Genomic DNA, 21423 nt, shown 5'->3' on the forward strand with positions numbered 1-21423 from the left:
GTGATTATTTAGCTTATATGGTTGGTATTCGATTTGTATCTTTTCAACATCATGATGAATGATTCATCGATTGCAAGGGAGGAATATAGATATGAGTCGTTTGCTTTCCATTATTCAAAAAGGCTTTGGTAAAAAGCTGATTCGTCTTCATGCTTGGAATGCCTGGCTGGTTGCGTTACTGGCGGTAACTGGACTTATTTTGCTAGGTGGATTCTGGCGCGAGGTATTGGGCGAAGTTCGGGTTTGGATTCGCTGGGTGCATATTATTGGCGGACTGGCGTTGCTCGTGCCAGTGGTCTACTATTTATTCCTTGCTTCCAAGCACTGGAAACAGATTCGGCAAAAGCCAGCACAGAAGATGAATGTGATTCTGGTTATGATTTTGCTGGTCGGTTGGATTGTATCGGGGGTTTTGTTATGGTTGCTGCGGCAGGTTGGACCCAATGTTGCCAATACGGCATTGTTCGTGCATGATCTGCTAACTTGGATTGGTCTTCCTTATATCATTTATCATTCACTCACACGTACAGCATGGCTAAAAGATCCGAAAAAGCGCTCCATTCGATTACAGCCGGACAAAGCAGAAGTAGATACCCTACATCCAGATTCTGAGCCAACAGTGAAGAAACCGGTAGTAACACCTGTGTCACGTCCACAGGAAGCAACGCCTTTTTATACACGACGTTCCTTTTTGCGCGGTGCCATTGGTATTGGACTTGCGGTTTCGATTGGTCCTACTTTTTTGCGGTGGCTGGGTAGTTCATTAACAAGCGGTGGTGGTAGTTGGACTGAAATGGAAGCCAGCAATCCAAACAAAATGGTGCCTGATCCGAAACCGCTCACCGATTCGTCGCCGCCGATCGGTGGAGGAGCACAGGGTGAGTTCCGTGTATATACGGTGACGCCGATTCCTTCTTTTGATAATAGTAACTGGTCGTTCACGATTGATGGGCTGGTGGATAAGCCGCAAACATGGAATTGGGAGCAATTTCTGAAGTTGAAGCGGCAGGTTCAGGTTAGTGATTTTCATTGTGTAACTGGCTGGTCGGTGTATAAAAATACGTGGGAAGGCATTCCGTTACTCGACTTTTTGAAGATGGCTGGCGTGAAGCCGGAGGCGCGTACGATTAAATTCTATTCTGGTGACGGAGTGTATACGGATTCGATTACGATGGAGCAGGCGCAGTTGAAGGATATTATGGTTGCGCTTCTGCATGATGGTAATATTATTCCTGCCGATCTGGGCGGTCCGGTGCGACTTGTCATTCCGAAAATGTATGCTTATAAATCAGTAAAATGGTTGAATCGGATTGAGTTGATTGCGGATGATTATACGGGATATTGGGAAGAACGCGGTTATGATAAAGATGCTTGGCTGCCGGATAATCTGAGTTGATCAAGGACGAGTGTCTCTGTGTATAGAGATGCTCGTCCTTTTTTTAGAGATTGTGGTTCAAACATTTCAAGATACTAGGTGGCAAAGGAGTTCTCTTAGTTCTCTTAGTTCTCTTAGTTCTCTTAGTTCTCTTAGTTCATTCTGTTATGCTTCGTCGAGATTTAGCAATTGGCGGAGTTGTTGCTCGTCTTCGATGATCTCGATGCCGAGGTCTTGTGCTTTAGTGAGTTTGCTACCTGCTTTTTCGCCGGCAATGACGATGTCGGTCTTTTTGGATACGCTGCCGGTGACTTTGGCGCCGAGTTGTTCCAAACGCTCAGCAGCATCGTCACGGGTCATCGTATGAAGTGTGCCCGTTAGGACAACGGTTTTGCCAGTAAAGTAGGAATCTTCGGTTATAACCGTTGCGGGCGCTTCAGGAACTTGCGGCTTCACGCCTTGCTCCAGCATACGGTCAATTCCGGTTTGCATAAATGGATCGGCAAAGTATTCGACGATACTTTCAGCGACAATCGAACCAACGTCTGGCAACTCAACCAGTTCTTCAACCGTTGCCGCGCGGATTTTGTCCAGATCGCGGTAATGTTCTGCCAGCATACGCGTTGTTGTTTTCCCAGTATTGGGAATGCCCAGTGCGTACAGGAATGATGCCAGATCACGGGTTTTGCTGTCTTCGATTGCTTGTAACAGGTTATTGGCCTTGCGTTCGCCAAAGCGTTCCAGCTTCACCAGATCGTCCAGCTGCAACGTATACAGATCCGCTGGTTCGCGTACTTGCAATTCGCTTTGCAACTGCGTTGCTGTCTTGATGCTGAATGTCTCGATATCCATCGCATCTCGGGAAGCAAAATGTGTAATACGCGCTACAATTTGCGGCTCGCAGCCAAATTTGTTGTTACAGAACAAATGTGCACCGCGCTGTTCTACCGGAAATCCGCATGCCGGACATTGATCCGGGTATGGAATTTCTTCGCCATCGTTCTCTTCGGACACTTTGCCAAGAATTTCAGGAATGACATCGTTTGAGCGACGAATATATACACGAGTGCCAAGAGCATGTTTCAAGTTTTTGCGTTCAATGTCGCCGATGTTGTTGAGTGTACAGTTCTGTACAGTTACGCCTGCGAGTTCGACAGCTTCCACACGTGCGAGCGGTGTGATTTTACCAGTACGCCCTACATTCCAGCTTACAGACTGGAGAATGGTACTCGTCTCTTCGGCTTCGAATTTGTAAGCAACTGCCCAGCGCGGGAACTTATCGGTATAACCGAGTACTTCACGGGTGCGCATATCGGTAATTTTCACGACCGCGCCATCGATCAGATAATCCAGACTGGTACGTTCGGCTTGGATCTCTTCCAGCTTCACGATCACATCATCAAAATTCTCATAATAAAAAACAGACGGATTCACGCGCAAATGATTATCCTGTAGAAACTGCATCATCTCTTGTTGATTTTGGAACGTGATGCCTTCTGCATATCCTACATTATAGAAGTAAGCGTTCAGCTTGCGTTTGGAGGTGATTTTGGGATCGAGGTTGCGTAGTGCGCCTGCGGCGGCATTGCGGGCATTTTTAAGTTTGTCCTTATCAGATGCGGCTTCGTTATACGCTTCCAGTACAGACAGATTCATAATGCCTTCACCCTGAATTTCCAGCTTGCCCTTCGTAAATGGAATCGACAATGGGATCGAGCGGATCGTTTTCACTTGTTCTAGAATTCCTTCACCGACTACACCACTCCCACGAGTCGATGCCTGAATCAAGCGACCATTTTCATACGTCAGGTTCAGTGTTAACCCGTCAAATTTCAGTTCGACCGCGTAACTTGGTTCCGGCAATGGTGTATCTGGATTCTTTTCGTTGTAATCATCAATGCGTTTCCGAGCACGGGTATGCCAGCTTGATAGCTTTTCCAGATTTTGCGCTTTGTCGAGACTCCACAGTGGTGCCAGATGGCGATGTGGTAGGAAGCCTTTTAACAATTCGCCGCCTACCCGTAAGGTAGGGGAATCTGGCAGTACGACACCGCTATCCTGTTCTAGTTGCAGCAATCGGTCATATAAGGCGTCATAGGCTTTATCGTCCACAAGCGGTTCGTCCATCGTGTAGTAATGATAATTATAGTTATTCAGCTCGGCGACAAGGCTTTCCATTTCCTTCATCGGGTCCATTTGGGGCATCTCTCCGTTCGTAATATGTAAGACAGCTGTCAATAAAACAGACAGCCGCCTCGAAATATAGACAGTATCCGCATACCATGCGTCAAGCTGTGTGATTTTGTAATTTTCTCTTATTTTAAAATTTGATCATAAAGTTGAAGATATACAACGTTACGATGTGCGTTTACAAAGGAAGGTTCATTATTCCACTTTGGTAATCGGTGCAAAACCAGCCAATAGTCGCTTCAAGCCTGTCGGTGCCGGGAAAGCAATTTGTAGCTCCATATCGTTCCCCGTTCCTTTGACAGCTACAATGGTGCCTATCCCCCATTTGCCATGGGATACTTTATCGCCTGCCTGGAAGTTACTACCACCGCTTGCCGCTGCTGGTTTCGGTGCTGTGCCGTTCCCCGTGCTTACCGTGACACCAGAAGATGCCGGAGTTGTACGTGGTACAGCACGTGCAGACGATCCGCTACCGAATGCCGACGAGTTATCCCGGCGTCCGCCAAAGTTACTACCACCTGCATTGCCACCAAATCCACGTCCACTATTTCCATAGCTGCTACCGCCGCCACGACGGTAGTTGTTCGGTGCTACGCGTGTATCTTCTTTGTACTCTTCTGGAATCTCTTCTAAGAAACGTGACGGCGGGTTAGCAGTTGTGCGTCCAAACAGCGTACGCATCTGGGCGCAGGAAAGGAATAGCTGCTTCTCCGCGCGCGTAATACCGACATACGCCAGACGACGTTCTTCTTCCAGCTCGTCATTATCCATAAACGCACGGCTGTGCGGGAAGACACCTTCCTCCATACCGATAATAAATACAGTTGGGAATTCCAGACCTTTTGCGCTATGCATCGTCATCAGTACGACAGCATCATCCTGCTCTTCTGGATCATCCCCCATTGAATCGATATCGGCGATCAGCGCCAAATCAGTCAAGAACGATACAAGCGATTTGTCTTCATTATTTTTCTCAAATTCCATCGTAACGGACAGGAACTCTTCAATATTCTCGACGCGCGCTTTGGACTCCAGTGTATTCTCACGTTGCAATTCGATTCGATATTGAGACATTTCCAGAATCTTCTCCGTCAATTCGGTCACTGACAGATAGTCTACCATCTGGTGCAACGCTGCAATCATATCGTAAAATTCCACCAGCGCATTGCGCGTACGTCCAGCAAAACCCAAGTCGTCGACAATCTCCAACACTTTAAAAATAGAAATACCGCGTTCGCCTGCTGCCGATGCCAGCTTCGCTACACTCGTATCACCGATCCCACGCTTCGGTACGTTGATTACACGGGTTAAGCTAATATCATCATCCGGGTTGGATAACAGACGCAGATAGCCGAGAATGTCCTTGATCTCTTTGCGATCATAGAACTTAATGCCGCCGACAATCTGGTACGGAATATCCGACTTGATCAGAATTTCCTCTATAACCCGGGATTGGGCATTGGTGCGGTACAGAATCGCATGATCCTGATAAGGACGACCGGTTTTCACATTTTTATGAATCTCGGATGTAACGAAGTAGCCTTCATCATGCTCAGAGTCGGCGCGGTACACTTTGATCTTGGCGCCGCCTTCTTTGTCTGTCCACAGCTTTTTCGGTTTGCGTCCGCCGTTGTTGCCGATGACTTCGTTGGCTGCGTTCAGAATGTTGGAAGTCGAACGATAGTTTTGCTCCAGCAAAATCGTTTTCGCTTCCGGGTAATCTTTTTCAAAGTTCAAAATGTTCGTAATATCGGCACCACGCCAGCGATAGATCGACTGGTCGCTATCACCAACGACACAAATATTGTGATGCGCATCTGCCAGCATATTACAGAGCATGTATTGCGCACGGTTCGTATCCTGATATTCATCCACATGGATATAACGGAATTTCTTCTGGTAAAATTCCAGCACTTCCGGAACTTCCTTGAACAGTTGAATCGTCGTCATAATCAGGTCGTCAAAATCGAGCGAGTTATTCGCACGCAGTCGACGCTGATACATCGTATATACTTTGGCTGCCAAACCTTCAAAATAATCGCCGATATTGCGCTCATACTGATCCGGTGTGACCAGTTCGTTCTTCGCTGTGCTGATCATGGATTGCACCGTTTTGGGTTCAAACTTTTTCGTATCCATGTTCAAGTCCTTCATGCAGGAGCGAATAACGGACAACTGGTCACCAGAATCAAGAATGGAGAAATTGGAAGTGAAGCCGATCCGTTCGATATCACGGCGCAAAATCCGTACGCACATGGAGTGAAAGGTGGATACCCAAATTTCACGTCCATCCTTGCCAACCAGCTGAGAGACACGCTCTTGCATCTCACGAGCAGCTTTGTTCGTAAATGTAATCGCCAGAATGCCCCATGGTGCCGATTTGCGAGAATCGATAATATGAGCGATACGGTGAGTTAGTACGCGTGTTTTACCACTACCTGCGCCTGCCATAATGAGCAGTGGACCATCGGTTGCCAGTGCCGCTTCCTTTTGTCTGGGATTCAGACGGTTGATGGCGTCTTTTATATTAATCATCGTCATGCGAAATAATACCCCTTTCAAACAAAATAATTACGCTTTGACAGCAGAAACTGTCTTCAACGCTTGTTGTAGATCGTTGTATACGATGTTGCCAACAATTACGGTATCGCATATTTGTGAAGCCTGACGTGCCGTCTGTTCATCGACTACGCCACCACCGTAAAAGATACGTGCGTTGCGAGTCACCCGACGAATATCTGCTGCCAGTTCCATATCGCCAAATGTACCGCTATATTCGACATACACTACTGGTAACTGCAATAAACGATCTGCTGCCTGTGCGTAAGCAGCTGCCGTATCAGCATCGAGATCGGTCATAGCATCGGTCAATTGCGCTACAGTAGATTCGCCATTTAACACAATATACCCTTCCGGGACCAGCAATTCCCATGGAATGAGATGACTGTACTGCTCAATCGCCTGTACATGTCTGCCAATCATCCACTGGCTGTGCTGTGTATTCAATACCATCGGAATCATATACAGATCAAAACCCGGTACAACTGCTTCGAGGTCGGACACTTCCAGCACACAGGGCAGTTCGTAACGACGCACACGGGACATCAGATCAACCGTGTTGTCATACGTAATCCCAGATGAACCACCGACCATGATCGCGTCTGTTCCGGACATGCAAATCAGCTCCAGATCGTCATCCGAAATGTCGCGATCGGGATCAAGTTTGAACACATGACGCCATGTTTTTATTTCGTCTCTCAATGATATTCCTCCGTCTTTGAAACAACCTTCAAAATAAGTCTATGACAGCAGGTGTATAGTGTCAATGTTCGTATGCAATACGAACAAAAATGCCCTACTTTATACAAGTAGGACATAGGCGTATTTCCATTGTAGTCGATAGATGTGTCGTTATTTTAGTTATTGTGCATGATGATGCAGATCAATACGCATTTTTGTTTACGAATCCATTACGTATCGTTTTGAAAATGATCTTAATATCGAATAGCAACGACCAATTTTCAATATAGAAAATATCGTGGTTAATCCGATCTTCAATCGACGTATCGCCACGCAAACCATTACTCTGCGCCCAACCGGTAATGCCCGGACGTACATGGTGCTTGACCATATACTTTGGAATCTCTTCCCGAAATTGCTCTACATAGTATGGACGCTCTGGACGTGGACCGACCACACTCATATCGCCAATCAGTACATTGAAAAATTGCGGCAGTTCATCCAAACTCGTACGTCGGATAAATGAACCGAACTTCGTTTTGCGCGGATCATTGGCAGTCGTCCAGCCCGTATCGACCTGACCTTCTGGAATAACGCGCATAGAACGGAACTTGAACATCATAAAATTACGCCGATTCAGACCGACACGCTCCTGCTTAAAAATAATCGGTCCCGGCGAAGTCAGCTTCACCCCGATTGCCACTACCAGCATAATCGGCGATGTAACCAAAATGGCTGCCAAGGAGAAAAGAATATCAAAGCCGCGTTTGAAAATACGGTTCGCCGCAATATCGAGCGGAATATCTCGCACGTTGATCATCGGCATGCCAGCAAAATTATCGAAATACGGTCGCGCAGGCAAATAGTCGAAGAAATCGGGAATAATGAGTGTACGTACACCTGCTTTTTCACATTCCGCAATGATCCATGGATATTTATCATGTGCATCCAGTGGCAACGCTAGAATGACCTCGTCGATCATCATCGAATGCAGCTTATCTCCCAATTCGTGAATTTTACCGAGTACTGGCTTGTACTTGCGTAGCTCTATACTGTCAAAATCACGATAATCATCAAGGAAGCCGACCACATCGTAGCCCATTTCCGGGTATTGCATCAGATTGTCGTAGAACCGTTTCCCAAGCGAACCTGCGCCCAGAATAAGTACGAACTGCTTGTTGAATCCTTTTTGCCGTGCGCGCTTGAGTCCAAGCTTGATCACATAACGGTAAAAGATAATAAGCAGCAGATTGAAGATCATGTATACGAGCAAGTAGTAACGCGAAATATTGACTTCTTTAAAGAAGAACAACGCGCCGAGCAGTACGAAAATGCTCACTGCATGCGTCTGTACAATTTTTAGCATTTCATCTGCAAAACGCTTTTTGCGCTTGGCTGAATATAAGCTGCTCATCGTACCGATCAGTACGGCAATACCACCGTACACAATACTCCACATAAAGTACGTTTCAATCGGCAATGCCCCATAACCTTCAGGCGAATTATCATACGGCAATACTAGTGCCTGAAACTTCAAAAACCAGGCAATCAGAAAGGAAAGCTGAATGACCGAGAAATCCGTCAAAATATACAGTCGGGTCAAAAATCGCTGATTTTTGCGGATCACGTCTGGATTCTCCTTTCTGTTTCGGCTGTGGATGCGGATGCCGGTCGTAATAATTTATTTTTAATCAATGACATCGCAAGCTTGACCCCGATGCCAGCATACACAATACCGTTCGTTACAAACGAATACTGCTTCCGGTAATGCTTGCGGTGAAACAGCCACATGGCCCGGTGAAATTCATAGATGATCTTGAATGGCTTGCGACGGCTGCTTGCTCCCTTGTAATGCACAATAAACGTATTGCCGCGGTAGTGAATCTCCCAGCCCGCTTCTTTAATCCGGTAGCACCAGTCGATATCCTCACCATACATGAAAAACGCTTCATCTAGCCCGCCAATCTGCTCAATGACCTCACGTCGTACAAGCATAAAAGCACCTACCAACGAATCAACCTGGTAGCTGTCGTCCGGACTGAGATAACCGAGCTGATAGCCGTTAAACTTAGGATTGTTCGGAAACCATTTTGAAAATCCGAACGCATAATAAAACGATGCTGATGGTGTTGGGAATCCACGCTTGCACGCCTTATCCAGCGTTCCGTCCGGCAAAATAATCTTACAGCCTGCTGCACCTGCACGCGGATGGCTGTCCATAAAAGAAACCATCGTTTCCAGTGTGTCCGGTTCTACGATGGTATCGGAATTAAGCAGCAATGTATATCGACCCCGCGCCTGTTTCATGCCAATGTTATTGCCTTTGGCAAAACCGCCATTGTCGGGATTGGCGATGAATACAGCATCCGGAAAAGTTGCCGGAATGCGAGTGACGGAATCATCACTGGAATGATTATCGACCACGATCATCTCGTACGTATACTGTGTCTGCGAACGATATACCGAAGCAATACAATCCAGTGTCAGCTGACATGTATTATAATTTAAAATTAAAACGCTAACGTCCATAATACGCTCCTGCCTTGAAATTCGCATATCATAAGCTAATGTGATTCATAGATTACGATCCTGCAATGGCTATTTATGATTGCTAATCATTATGAGTATTCTACCGACTTTTGTATATTCCTTGCAAAGACCGGACTTGAGTCTACAGGCATTATAGCACAGATCATCCGTTAGAAGTTAATTTCAAGATTATACCAGTAGAACCTTTTCAGTGTTTTCAAATGGTATGCACATCCACTTATGGATAAATAATATATTTATCAGCAATCAAGATATCAAATGTAACCAATCATAATTAACAATCGAAATAAGTGGTTTTCTACTATCGATTGACGATATAATCGGCATTTTTTTAAATATCGAATCCGCTCGGTTATACGCTCTCTCGGCGCAATAAAAGCATGTAATTGTTCTAGCATTTGCTTATCTGTTATGTGATCACCATAAAGTTTATTGAACTCTTTAGCCTGCGCAACTAATAGTTTATGATTTTGATGTTTACTAAAGCTGCTCAACTTTTTCTTGAATTTCTGCAATAGCGTTGCTTCTCCACCAACGGCGTTATTAGTATGCTGCCGATAATAGATAGATGGCTTTGAATCAAATGACAATGAACCGAAACAGGATATCGTCAAATAGATCCACCAATCATGCATAAGAATATGTGGTGTATGAACCGAAACAGAATTCAGTAATTGTAAGGCACTACGATTTATAGAAATAGTTGCTCCAACTGCAATGTTTTGAAATAGTGCATTATAAAATGAAGGTGGACGAGCAGGCATTCCTGGCCAAATGGCTGTGGGCATAAGTGCTTCGTCTGTCAATTGCGTAGCGGTAAATACCATAGCAGGTATTATGGCTCCATGCTCTAACTTCGATTCTGACTGCATTTCCAAATGATGCAACTGTTCGATCGCTCTCGTCGTCTTATCACACATCCAAACATCATCCTGATCACAAAAACAAAAATAGGCAGCTTCCAAATCAGCTTGCTGCATTAAACTCCAAAAGCTCCTTACCACTCCTATATTGTCACCAGCAATCAGTTCTATCTGCCCCGGATGATTATCCATGTAACGTTGTACAATGGATACGGTAGTATCCTGCGAGCCATCATCACGAATCAAAATCTTAAGATCAGTATGCGTTTGCGCAAATATACTATCCAACTGCTGAGCTATGTATTTTTCTCCGTTATAGGTGGATAATAACACCTGCAAAGTTTGATTAGACATCTCATTACTCCACTCTATGATTTGGCATTTGCCCGAAATGTATAGCTATTTTATTTTAGCATAAATTTCTAAGTAGCTATCCATCCATCTGCACACACAAACAAAAAGAGATACTATCTGTTTGTTAGCAGACAGTATCTCTTTTGAAAATGCTATTGAAGTTGGTTATCATTCGAATCTGAAAATCAAATATGTTATTCTTACGAGCTTTGCTTCAATTCTTGCAAAAAAGCTGTCAGTCCATCCTGCCAAGAGCGAATATCTTCGAATCCATTGGTGCGGATCGAGAGATGCTCCATGACCGAATTTGCCGGACGTGGCGCTGGACGTGGAAAATCTGTTGTTGTGCACGGTTCCAGTTCAGCGATGATCTCGGCTCCAAGAATCTGCTTCGCCTGCGCAAAAATCTCCTGTGTAAACTCATACCACGTACATGCTTCACTATTCGAAGCATGGTAGATGCCATACTTTTCCGTCAGCATCAACTCAGACAGAAACTCTGCTAGATCCACCGTGTAGGTCGGCGAGCCTTTCTGGTCATGAACCACTTTCAGCTGTGGTTTCTCTTGTCCCAGCTTCAGCATCGTTTTGACAAAGTTGTTGCCGTGCATGCCGTATACCCATGAAGTACGTACGATAAAGTAACGACTGGAGAGTGTTTGAGTTAGTACTTCGCCTGCATGCTTGGACTTACCGTAAATGCCCTGCGGATCGGTGTTGTCGTATTCATGGTACGGCTGTTCCCCTTGACCATCAAATACATAATCGGTACTGATGTAAATCACCTTCGCCTGTACGGCTTCGGCAGCGACGGCAATATTGCGGCTACCTGTTGCATTGACCAGATACGCACCGTCTATATCACTTTCCGCCGCATCTACAGCGGTGTACGCTGCACAGTGGATTACAACATCCGGCGCAAATTCGCCGATCACTTGCTGGCATTGCTCCAGATTAGTAATATCCAACTGATGGCGGTCGCATCCCAGCACCGTGTGACCTTTGCGTTCCAGTACAGCAACCGTATCCACGCCGAGCTGACCAGATGCGCCCGTAACGAGTACGTTCATTATTGCTCACCTAGACGGCTACCGTATTGCTGTTGGTAGTATTCTTGGTATTCGCCAGAAGCGATACGAGTCCACCATTCTTTGTGATCCAGATACCATTGGATTGTTGCTTGGATACCGGATTCAAAATTGTGTTTCGGCTTCCAGCCCAGCTCGGTCATCGTTTTGGTTGGATCGATACCGTAGCGACGGTCGTGACCCGGACGGTCTTGCACGTATTTAATCAAGGATTCCGGCTTATCCAATTGTTCCAAAATCGTTTTGACGATATGGATATTCGTACGCTCATTGTTGCCACCGATGTTATACACTTCACCATTTTTGCCTTCATGAATAACGAGATCAATCGCGCTGCAATGATCTTCTACATACAGCCAATCACGAATATTCAGACCATCACCGTATACCGGCAATGCTTCATCAGCAAGCGCACGAGAAATGATCAATGGAATCAGTTTCTCTGGGAATTGGAAAGGTCCGTAGTTGTTCGAGCAGCGTGTGATATTCACTGGCAGACCGAATGTTTCGTGGTATGCACGCACCAGCAGATCGCCCCCTGCTTTGCTCGCAGAATACGGGCTATTCGGAGTGAGCGGTGTTTCTTCTGTGAACAGACCGGTTTCGCCCAGTGTACCGTATACTTCATCTGTCGATACTTGCACGAATTTGGTGATGTTGTGTTTTTTGGCAACATCCAGCAGGACTTGTGTGCCGAGGACATTCGTTTTTACAAATACGTCCGGCTCCAGAATGCTACGATCCACATGCGATTCTGCTGCAAAGTTAACAATGATGTCCACACCTTGCGATACGAGTTCATCCATTTTGGCAGCATCACCGATGTCGGCTTTCACAAACGTATGATTGGGATTGCCTTCGATGTCTTTCAGATTTTCTAGATTGCCTGCGTAAGTCAGCGCATCTACGTTGATAATCTGATATTCTGGATGTTCACGCAGCATATAGAGTACAAAGTTGCTGCCGATAAAACCGGCACCACCCGTAACGAGTAATTTCATAGTTCTTCCTCCTGTAATCAGTGAATAAGATTCAGCAAGGATGCTGAACCTTATTCATAGATCAATATAGTTTATTTTAGAATCAAAAGTTGAGATCGGCATCTTTTAGTAGTGGTTGACGCGTATCTTTGTCAGATAGTACCGGTGTATGGACAGGCCAATCAATGCCTAACGCCGGATCACTCCACAAAATACCACGATCATGTTCAGGCGAATAATACTCGTCCACTTTATACAACACTTGCGTATTCGGCACCAACGTACAGAATCCATGCGCAAAGCCTTGTGGGACGAGCAATTGACGCTTGTTGTATTCACTCAGAATGAATCCTTGCCACTGACCAAATGTCGGCGATTCCTTGCGAATATCTACAATCACATCATAGATGGCACCAGCAATGACACGTACCAGCTTGGTTTGCGCTTTCGGATTCAATTGGTAATGCAATCCGCGCAGTACACCAGTCTCTGCAGAGAGTGATTGATTATCCTGTACAAAATCATGTTTGATTCCCAGCTCATGCATGATGTGTTGATTATAGCTTTCCATAAAGTAGCCTCTGTGATCTCCGTGTACAATAGGATCAAGCAGCAGAGCACCTTGCAGTTTAGATGGTATAGCTTTCATAATATCCTCCTATAGCTTCAGCTTGCCGAATTCTTCTCCAAACGTAATGTCTTTGGCAAGTTCATTTGCTTTGGCAAGTGAAGCATGTGTACCGGCATCAGTCCACCATCCTTGTAGAATATCAAAGGATAGTTCATCACGCTGAATATAAGCGTTGTTCACATCCGTAATTTCCAATTCGCCGCGTGCAGAAGGCTTCAATGTTTTGACAATATCAAATACATGATTATCAAACATATAAATACCAGTTACTGCATAATCGCTTTTCGGAGATTTCGGTTTCTCTTCGATGGAAACGATACGCTCGCCATCCAGTTCAGCTACACCGTAGCGCTGTGGATCGTGAACTTGTTGTAGCAGCAATTTGGCACCTTTTTGCTGTGTACGGAAGTTTTCCACAAATGGTGCAATATCGTCTGCAAATACATTATCGCCGAGGATCACGATCATCTGATCATCTCCGACAAAATGCTCTGCCAGATCCAGTGCTTGGGCAATACCTCCTGCTTCGTCTTGCACCTTGTATGTAAAGGTGACTCCCATATCGCTGCCGCTACCGAGCAAGTTTACGACATCGCCCATGTGATCTTTACCTGTAACGATCAGAATATCGTTCACTCCGGCTTGTTTTAGTTTGTGTACGGAATAAAAGATCATGGGATATTTACCAACGGGTAATAAGTGTTTGTTGGTTACTTTGGTAAGCGGGTACAGACGCGAGCCTGTTCCACCTGCAAGAATAATACCTTTCATAACGTGCGCCTCCTCTAATGTTAATCTGTTGCAATAAAGATAACACCTATAACGATGATTGCTGCTCCAATCCATTTCGTCATGGATACAGTTTCATTAAACATGCTGATTGACAAAAATATACCTAATACATACGCCAAACTTTGAATAGGATACGCTACTGATAGCGGTAATCGGGATAATACAACAAACCACACCAAGGTAGCTATAACATATAAACCAAGACCTATAATGATGGTTGGCGACAGCAGTGCTTTCCAAGCATTACTTAAATTCACACCGCCAATTTTCTCTAAACCGAGTTTAAAAAATGCTTGGCCACTTACTAGCATCAAAATATTCAATAATAACAATGTGTAACTTATCAGCGTATCCGATTTGAGCATCTTGTCCCTCCGTTTGCATTAAACCTGTTTTTTCGCCAGTTGATCTTTAATTTTCTCTAGCTCATGTTTAAGTATACCAACGTCCTGAGATAACTCTTTAATTTTCATTGTCGATTTTGACAGCTCCAGTGTCAACGATAGAATGATCATAATAAGCCCCAAGAAAGTCAACAAAAACAAAGCATTAACAGGAAGTTCGATCCCCATCAAACCAGCAATACCATTTAAAATGGTAGGAAAAACTGAGAGCACGATGCTGATAATAGTAATCACAAACCAAAGCATAGAATACTTCAATTCTAGCCTATACTTACGAATAAAATTAATTAATAAAATAAAACAGAGGAGTGAGCCTATCAATAAGATAACCTGAAGTTTTAAAGATACCATATCTTCTCCTATACCAGTTCTTTGCGAAGCTTATCAATCACTATCGCTATCGATACTTTAATCATATAATACACTGACTTTAAAGCTGTAATCGAAGAAGTACCACTTGCTCGATGCTCCATCACAACCGGAATTTCAGCTATTCTAAAAGCATTTCGTTTCAAATACATAATAGATTCCGGTTCTGGATAGTCCACAGGATATCGTTTAGCAAATAGTTCTATCACTTTACGATTACAAGCTCGAAATCCAGAAGTAGGATCTGTAATACGTTGCCCAGTAAGTGTCAATAATAATTTAGAAAAATAGCTAATACCTACTCTTCGTAAAACAGTGGATTGGAACCCTTGTTTCTCGATATAGCGCGAACCAATGACCAAATCTGCCTGTTCTTTCAAAAGTGGCTCGATCAAACTAGCAATGTAGATAGGATTATGTTGTCCATCTCCATCCACTTGTATTGCAATGTCGAATCCATTCTCATACGCGTATTTGTAACCAGTTTGTACAGCTCCTCCGATACCTAAATTACAAGGTAAATTAATAACAGGAATGTCCAATTGCTTACAAATAAAAGCGGTTTTATCTTTTGAACAATCATTAATGATTATATAATGAATGTTAGGATTGTTTAAAATACGAATAGATTTAACGAGAGCTTCAAGATTATTCTCTTCATTGTAAGCAGGTACAATAATCAAAATTTTTTTATTGATTTCACTCTTCCCCTTTTCTATAAATTACGTGCCCGGAACCCAATAACGCACGATAATAAAGAAAATCATTAAAGCACTGCTAAATGTACAAAATGTAGTCAAAATATGGTCGCTAAATTCACGCTGAATCGGTTTGACCATTAGAGGTAGCTTCTGGTTATATAGAACCAACATTAGCAATAGCATAATCGGTATAAAATAACGCCCTTGCACTCCAGAAACAGTTGGATACCCAATACCACCGATTTCGGGAATAGAAGTCCAAGTTAGATATAATCCTGTTTCAATCAATACAATTGAAGCAAGAAAAACAACAATTGTTATTAATTTATGCTGCATAGTTAATTTAATCGCTGAATGGCTATCAAATAGTGCAAATACAATAATGAATAAGCAATATAGATAAATGAATACAGGTGGGAAGTTAGTATCCAGCCATCCTAGATTGCCGATAAAGCTGTTTGTATAGAAGAAGCTTAGCTCATAGAATGTTCTGAACAGTATACCTATATATTGTATAGGATGACTTAGAATGAATGACAATTGTTCAGATGAATTACCATTATTATCGAACTTACCATGAATCTGACCAATAATAGACCATAATCCATAACTAACAATTCCACTTAACAGTATAGCTCCAAAATAAATCAGTTGTTTCTTGAAATTCACAAATTTATTTTTGGGGATTAATAAAAATAACAATACTAGCGGGAAATATACCTGTTTTAATTCAATAAGAATAAAAGAAAGTACACACAGCATAATAATTTGCTTTAAGCTGACTTTTTGGATATTAAGATTAAATGCAATATTCAATACTAAGCCTATAAATAACAAGCTAATTCCGATAACCATTCCATCATAGCTAGTTGAAGAAACTAATCCTATCGTCATTGGCATACAAGCCAGCAAAAAGAACACTCTTTTGTAAAATGGAATCAATTTCATGCCTGTATATGCACAAAAGATAAAGAAGATCAGGTTACCTATTCTCCCAGCATACATATAACTAAGCGGTGTAAGAAGTTCACCTTTCCCTAAAGAAAAAATGTAAATGATCGCTTTAAAAAAGAACATCGCTATAGCCTGAGGTACATACAATAAAGGATTAGTTTCTACTGTACTAAACTGACTAAATGCAACTGGCGTATAATTAACCGGTGTACTTATAGCAGTATAGTATTTTTTATAGTCAAATTTCTGTGCTATATCTGCTTTCATATATCGATAATTAGCTTCAAAATCCACAATAGCTTGCGGTAAATAAAATCCAACTTCTCCATGATCGTTCGCTTGTGGCACCAGATCAAGATTAGCTACTGTAAATGCTCTTTTAAAGTGGCTGTCTTCATCCGCCATTTGAAAAGGCGGGGTTATGAATACACATAGTAGTCCGAAGAATAGTAGTATATTTAGAAGTTTCAATTCAAGTTTAAAATCTTTTTGCTTTTCTCGCTCCATTCTAAATAAATTCCTCTCTACAACATAATTTTACTAAAACAGAGTATGGTTACATACTACTTTAAATGCCAAGTCTCCTTGTTGCTGTTCACCATTCTTCATATAGTCACCATCAGAGTACGTATCTTTTGAAGACATATAAGCTGTAATGGCATGACCAGCAGAGCTATCCGTGGAGCTTACAAAAATAAGATACTTTTTATCTTTGGAAAACTTAATTGGTGGAAAACGAACATCATAATAGGCATTATCAGGTAAGCTTTCTGCTTTGATTGTAGTTGAGTAAATAGTTCTAGAATCACCCAATTCTCGTATTCCCAATGTAACACGGCCTTCATTTACTCTTGCATATGTTGCCAACTTTATAGAAAATCCGCTCAGATTATTCATTGGAGATATGAAAGATTGACTTACTTCTGTGCCTGAAGTGATTTCGCCAACATTCTTTTGTCCATCCGTATTGATTACCTCAGTCATCTTACCGATATTTCCAATATATACGTAAATAAAAAGAACCAAGAGAATAAAAGGAATCAAAAAACGTTTAAACTGATTTTGCTTCATATTTTTCACCGCTGTTTTTTATAGGTTGTGTTGAATAATCATAGAGTGCAAGAACATCATTTTCGAGATTTTTCCATTCTTTATGTTGTGCAGTCTTTAATCCATTCTCAATCAGTCGTGTTCTCATAGATGGATCATTGCACACCGCTTCAATCATTTGTAAGGCATTAGCAAAATCACCTTGTTCATAAAGCAAACAATTCTCGTTGTGAACTAGGTATTCGATATTGCCTTCATTTGGTGCTACCACTGCAACACCGCCTGTTGCCATCATTTCCAGCGGTGGATAAGAGAAACTTTCTAACAAGCTGGATTTTACCAAAATATCGCACTGTGCATATACTTCTCCGACTTGGTCATGTGGCACTTTATTAAGAAAACGATCTACCTTATACCAATCTTTAGGTTTACCGCTATACGACAGATACCAAACCTCGAAACGATTGCGATCTAACTGATTCGTAATTTTAAAGCTTTCATCTACATTTTTATAGTAATCACTGGAATTACCTTCGACCAATACTTTGATTTTACCTTCAAAAGTACGTGGACGATATTGAAAGACAGATAGATCGATTCCATTCTCAACATAGGCTGCATGCTTATTGTACCGCTCCAACAGCCAATTTTCACACCATTTAGAAATGGTTATATATTTGATATTAGTAAAGAAATTATAGGTTAAGTTGGCCCAGACTCTCATGTGATTGCCAGGTTCGTAGAAGTTGGTTTCAAAATTTTGGACAAGATAATACTTTTGCGTGATTTTAGCATACATGTTCAAAAAATCATTAGTTGTCCACAATGTTGACACGCATTTTCTAAGTAATCCATGAAAGCTATGTCGATGATAGGAGATTACATTGATTTCTCCATCTTTATTGATAATATTTTTATCATCTTCACTCATAGAAATGATCAGTACATCCTTACCATGATCACGTAAAATGTTACAGTGCTTAATAACCACATTAACACCACCGCTGATCTGAGTAGAAGGCAATACAAAAGCGATATTCTCACTCAAGCGTGATTCAATAAATTCAAACAATTTATAACCGCTTCCCATCGTAGTCCAACCATTCATAACCGTATTGTATGAATTTTTACCGATGGTTTCCCGGTACGCTTTATCAGTAATCAGCTTATCTAGATAGAAGCTCCAATCTTCAGCAGTATTACAAAGTATTCCATCAACTTCCTGTGTAATCACATCACGAAATGCACCCAAATTACTTGCTATAGTAGGTACCTTAACCAATCCTGCTTCTGTCCATTTATTCTCAGATTTAGCCTCATTGAAAATCGTATCTACCAAAGGAGCTAAATTGATATCTACATTGGCAATCAATTGTGGCAAATTGGTCCAGTCAGTAAATTTTTCAAAAATGATTCGGTCTTTATACTCGCTTAATTCCTGCGGAATGTCCAGAATACCAACCACTTTTAAATAGGCATTATTATGCTTTTTAAACATGTCTTTGACTACATCAATAATCAAATTAAAGTCTTCATTGTGCGTAATACTGCCACTAAAGTATCCCATAACCACACGCGAAGATGAATTGCTCTGTAAAGCAGCGTCTTTATCTTTTAGTGCTTTTAGAGATAGCTCTACCATCTTCTCCGAAGCTACATTACGATTCACAAACACTTCTTCAATGTAATTACTCATTTCATTAGCCAATCTGGTAGTTGTAGTAATTGCGTAATCACATAATTTTAATGTTTGTTGAGTACGATTAACACCGTCCATATACTGGTCTAGATCTTCTTTGCTCATTGTATTTAAGTAGTCAATTTCTTTTACATACTTATAATCAATAACAAGATCATCAATATCAAAGAAAACTGTTTTGTTAAAATACTTGGCCTTTTTGATTAATTCTTCTACAACAGGTGTGTGGGGGCAACGGAAGAAGATAAACGCTCTATAGTAGCGAACCATTTCGATATCAAGTTCTTCATAATAAACGCTATCACAGGAATATCCATTGAAGTGAAGTTGCTCGATCTGATGGTCGACACGATAACGGGGTGGATGCGGAAGAGAGCAACCATTAATAAAAAGTACATCTTTAAAATGGTACTTGGAAGGAACGTGTGTTTTTAAAAACCTTTTTTTTGTATATCCGTAAGCTTTCCGCATGAGGGCTTTGCTTCCCTCATATTTCATGGTAGACATTGTTTTTTTCATGAGCGTATTTATACTCAACTTTATCACCTTCATACAATTTATTTTTTGAGATTATCAATTAACATACGTTGTTTGTCTCTAATATAGCTTTTATGTTTTTCTCCGCCAGCTGTCGAGGTCGGCGAGATGCGCCAATGATACAAAATTTTAGGGAGATGTTGCACCTTTGCTTGATGTTGAATAGCACGGATAGCTAAATCCCAATCTTGAACGCCTTCGTAACCTATTCTAAATCCATTGATACTACGCAAAAGAGATGTGCGATATACGGCGAGGTGACAAATATAATTCATTTGCATAAGTAAGGGAAAGCCCCAGTTTTTTTTAAAAAATGGCTGTACTCTTTTGCCATCCAGCCATTTGTCTTCATTACTAAATACTAGATCAGTATCCGGCATTTGATTCAAAAGTTTTACTACTTCATATAATGCAAAATCAGCCAAAATATCATCATTATCTAACAAAACTGTATAGTCACCGGACGCCATATTTAGAGCCGTGTTACTACAAGCAGATATATGCCCATTTTCACTACGGTAGGTTATATGAATTCTTGCATCCTGCTGCCCATATTCATCCAGCACTTTCTGAATATGAGGCATGGTGGAGCAGTCATCGACAATACAAAGTTCCCAACGAGTATAGAACTGTCGCTGTACTGATTCAATGCATGCTCGCAAATATTCTTCCTGTACATTGTAGACAGGAAGAATAATGGACATCAATGGTTGGATGCGAAATCGCGCACATTCTTGTTTGACATTCGCTATATCATATCGCTCGTTTTTTTTAATCCAATTGTCATACCATGTCTCGCCACCTATCGAACGCAATGGATGAAATTTAATTTGGAAACGAATGATATATTTCATTATTTTATAATATAGTCCAGGGAGCATTGGATTTCTGTTCTCCCTTCTTAGGTATATTTGGAATAATAAAAATCACATAATTCCTCAATATTCCCCTGTTGGATCAATTGTCCTTTTTCTAAAATGATACCTCGTGTACATAAATTCCGAATTTGATCAATGGAGTGTGAGACAAGCAACACACTTGTACCTTGCTGAACCATTTCACTAATTTTGGCTTCACATTTTTGTTGGAATTTAAAATCACCTACAGACAAAATCTCATCAACAATCAAAATATCTGGTCTGGTCGAAGTAGCAATCGCAAAGCCAAGTCTTGCATACATTCCTGATGAAAAATTCTTTACCGGCACATCGATAAATTCAGCCAACTCCGAGAATTCCACGATTTCAGGAAAACGGGCATTCATTTCTTTTTTAGAATAACCAAGAATTGCTCCATTTAGGTAAATATTCTCTCTTGCAGTCAATTCTGTATCAAAGCCTGCTCCTAACTCAATCAATGGTGCCATGCGTCCAGCAATTTGTACGTTTCCTTTAGTTGGCTTTAATACGCCTGCTACAGTTTTGAGCAAAGTACTTTTACCCGCTCCGTTTAATCCAAGCACTCCAAACAATTCACCACGACTAACTTGGAAACTAACATCTTTTAAAGCCCAAAATTCAGTATACGAGATTTGATTTTTTATTCTTTTAATCAGAAACTCCTTCAAACCACTTATTTTTTCAGTGGTCATGTTAAAACACATCGATACATCCTGAACATTAATAATCACATCACTTGTTTGCATG

At 41.9% G+C, this 21423-nt stretch carries 19 protein-coding genes; 1 reads left to right on the plus strand and 18 read right to left on the minus strand.

Features of this window, described 5'->3' with window-relative positions:
• Positions 1 to 91 precede the first annotated feature (91 nt).
• Positions 92 to 1396: a molybdopterin-dependent oxidoreductase gene (locus ACE3MZ_RS20305; protein ID WP_411343903.1), complete on the plus strand. Its 1305-nt coding sequence runs from the start codon at positions 92 to 94 to the stop codon at positions 1394 to 1396.
• Between the two features lie 144 nt (positions 1397 to 1540).
• On the opposite strand, the gene ligA is transcribed toward ACE3MZ_RS20305, so the two are convergent.
• The 18 genes from ligA to ACE3MZ_RS20395 all read right to left on the minus strand — a co-directional run bounded on the left by ligA (position 1541) and on the right by ACE3MZ_RS20395 (position 21422).
• Positions 1541 to 3571 carry an NAD-dependent DNA ligase LigA gene (gene ligA, locus ACE3MZ_RS20310; protein ID WP_411343904.1) on the minus strand — a complete coding sequence of 677 codons (2031 nt, stop codon included), beginning with the start codon at positions 3569 to 3571 and terminating at the stop codon, positions 1541 to 1543.
• Positions 3572 to 3760: 189 nt separating this feature from the next.
• Entirely contained in the window at positions 3761 to 6106 is a 2346-nt protein-coding gene (gene pcrA / locus ACE3MZ_RS20315; protein ID WP_411343905.1) for a DNA helicase PcrA, read from the minus strand.
• 30 nt (positions 6107 to 6136) lie between these two features.
• Positions 6137 to 6826: a heptaprenylglyceryl phosphate synthase gene (locus tag ACE3MZ_RS20320; protein WP_411343906.1), complete on the minus strand. Its 690-nt coding sequence runs from the start codon at positions 6824 to 6826 to the stop codon at positions 6137 to 6139.
• Between the two features lie 181 nt (positions 6827 to 7007).
• The gene (locus ACE3MZ_RS20325; protein ID WP_411343907.1) at positions 7008 to 8432 is read right to left on the minus strand and encodes an undecaprenyl-phosphate glucose phosphotransferase; all 1425 of its coding nucleotides are present in this window, start codon (positions 8430 to 8432) and stop codon (positions 7008 to 7010) included.
• Positions 8429 to 9334, minus strand: coding sequence for a glycosyltransferase family 2 protein (locus tag ACE3MZ_RS20330; RefSeq protein ID WP_411343908.1), 906 nt, complete (start codon positions 9332 to 9334; stop codon positions 8429 to 8431). Before ACE3MZ_RS20330 ends, ACE3MZ_RS20325 begins: the two co-directional genes overlap by 4 nt.
• A 275-nt stretch (positions 9335 to 9609) precedes the next feature.
• Complete coding sequence (locus ACE3MZ_RS20335; protein ID WP_411343909.1) at positions 9610 to 10572, minus strand: glycosyltransferase family 2 protein; 963 nt, start codon at positions 10570 to 10572, stop codon at positions 9610 to 9612.
• A 200-nt stretch (positions 10573 to 10772) separates the two neighbouring features.
• Positions 10773 to 11642: a dTDP-4-dehydrorhamnose reductase gene (gene rfbD, locus ACE3MZ_RS20340; protein ID WP_411343910.1), complete on the minus strand. Its 870-nt coding sequence runs from the start codon at positions 11640 to 11642 to the stop codon at positions 10773 to 10775.
• Positions 11642 to 12661 (minus strand): dTDP-glucose 4,6-dehydratase, encoded by a 1020-nt coding sequence (gene rfbB, locus ACE3MZ_RS20345; protein ID WP_411343911.1) that lies wholly within the window; start codon positions 12659 to 12661, stop codon positions 11642 to 11644. Before rfbB ends, rfbD begins: the two co-directional genes overlap by 1 nt.
• 82 nt (positions 12662 to 12743) lie before the next feature.
• Positions 12744 to 13289, minus strand: coding sequence for a dTDP-4-dehydrorhamnose 3,5-epimerase (gene rfbC, locus ACE3MZ_RS20350; RefSeq protein ID WP_411343912.1), 546 nt, complete (start codon positions 13287 to 13289; stop codon positions 12744 to 12746).
• Positions 13290 to 13298: 9 nt separating this feature from the next.
• Positions 13299 to 14042 (minus strand): sugar phosphate nucleotidyltransferase, encoded by a 744-nt coding sequence (locus ACE3MZ_RS20355; RefSeq protein ID WP_411343913.1) that lies wholly within the window; start codon positions 14040 to 14042, stop codon positions 13299 to 13301.
• A 20-nt stretch (positions 14043 to 14062) separates the two neighbouring features.
• A complete protein-coding gene (locus ACE3MZ_RS20360) occupies positions 14063 to 14428 on the minus strand; it encodes an EamA family transporter (RefSeq protein ID WP_411343914.1) in 366 nt (121 codons plus the stop codon).
• Between the two features lie 18 nt (positions 14429 to 14446).
• A complete protein-coding gene (locus ACE3MZ_RS20365; RefSeq protein WP_411343915.1) occupies positions 14447 to 14818 on the minus strand; it encodes a DUF2304 domain-containing protein in 372 nt (123 codons plus the stop codon).
• A gap of 8 nt (positions 14819 to 14826) precedes the next feature.
• Positions 14827 to 15534, minus strand: coding sequence for a glycosyltransferase family 2 protein (locus tag ACE3MZ_RS20370; RefSeq protein WP_411346868.1), 708 nt, complete (start codon positions 15532 to 15534; stop codon positions 14827 to 14829).
• Positions 15535 to 15558: 24 nt separating this feature from the next.
• Positions 15559 to 16998, minus strand: a complete 1440-nt coding sequence (locus ACE3MZ_RS20375) for a DUF2142 domain-containing protein (protein ID WP_411343916.1) — start codon at positions 16996 to 16998, stop codon at positions 15559 to 15561.
• Between the two features lie 33 nt (positions 16999 to 17031).
• Positions 17032 to 17562: a hypothetical protein gene (locus ACE3MZ_RS20380; RefSeq protein WP_411343917.1), complete on the minus strand. Its 531-nt coding sequence runs from the start codon at positions 17560 to 17562 to the stop codon at positions 17032 to 17034.
• Positions 17543 to 19777, minus strand: a complete 2235-nt coding sequence (locus tag ACE3MZ_RS20385) for a glycosyltransferase (protein ID WP_411343918.1) — start codon at positions 19775 to 19777, stop codon at positions 17543 to 17545. The genes ACE3MZ_RS20380 and ACE3MZ_RS20385 overlap by 20 nt, the downstream gene beginning before the upstream one ends.
• A gap of 20 nt (positions 19778 to 19797) precedes the next feature.
• The gene (locus tag ACE3MZ_RS20390) at positions 19798 to 20658 is read right to left on the minus strand and encodes a glycosyltransferase family 2 protein (RefSeq protein WP_411343919.1); all 861 of its coding nucleotides are present in this window, start codon (positions 20656 to 20658) and stop codon (positions 19798 to 19800) included.
• A 20-nt stretch (positions 20659 to 20678) separates the two neighbouring features.
• Positions 20679 to 21422, minus strand: a complete 744-nt coding sequence (locus ACE3MZ_RS20395; protein ID WP_411343920.1) for an ABC transporter ATP-binding protein — start codon at positions 21420 to 21422, stop codon at positions 20679 to 20681.
• Position 21423: the final 1 nt, after the last annotated feature.

Origin of the sequence: Paenibacillus sp. WLX1005, from assembly GCF_046603685.1 — a bacterium.
Lineage (GTDB): Bacteria > Bacillota > Bacilli > Paenibacillales > Paenibacillaceae > Saccharibacillus.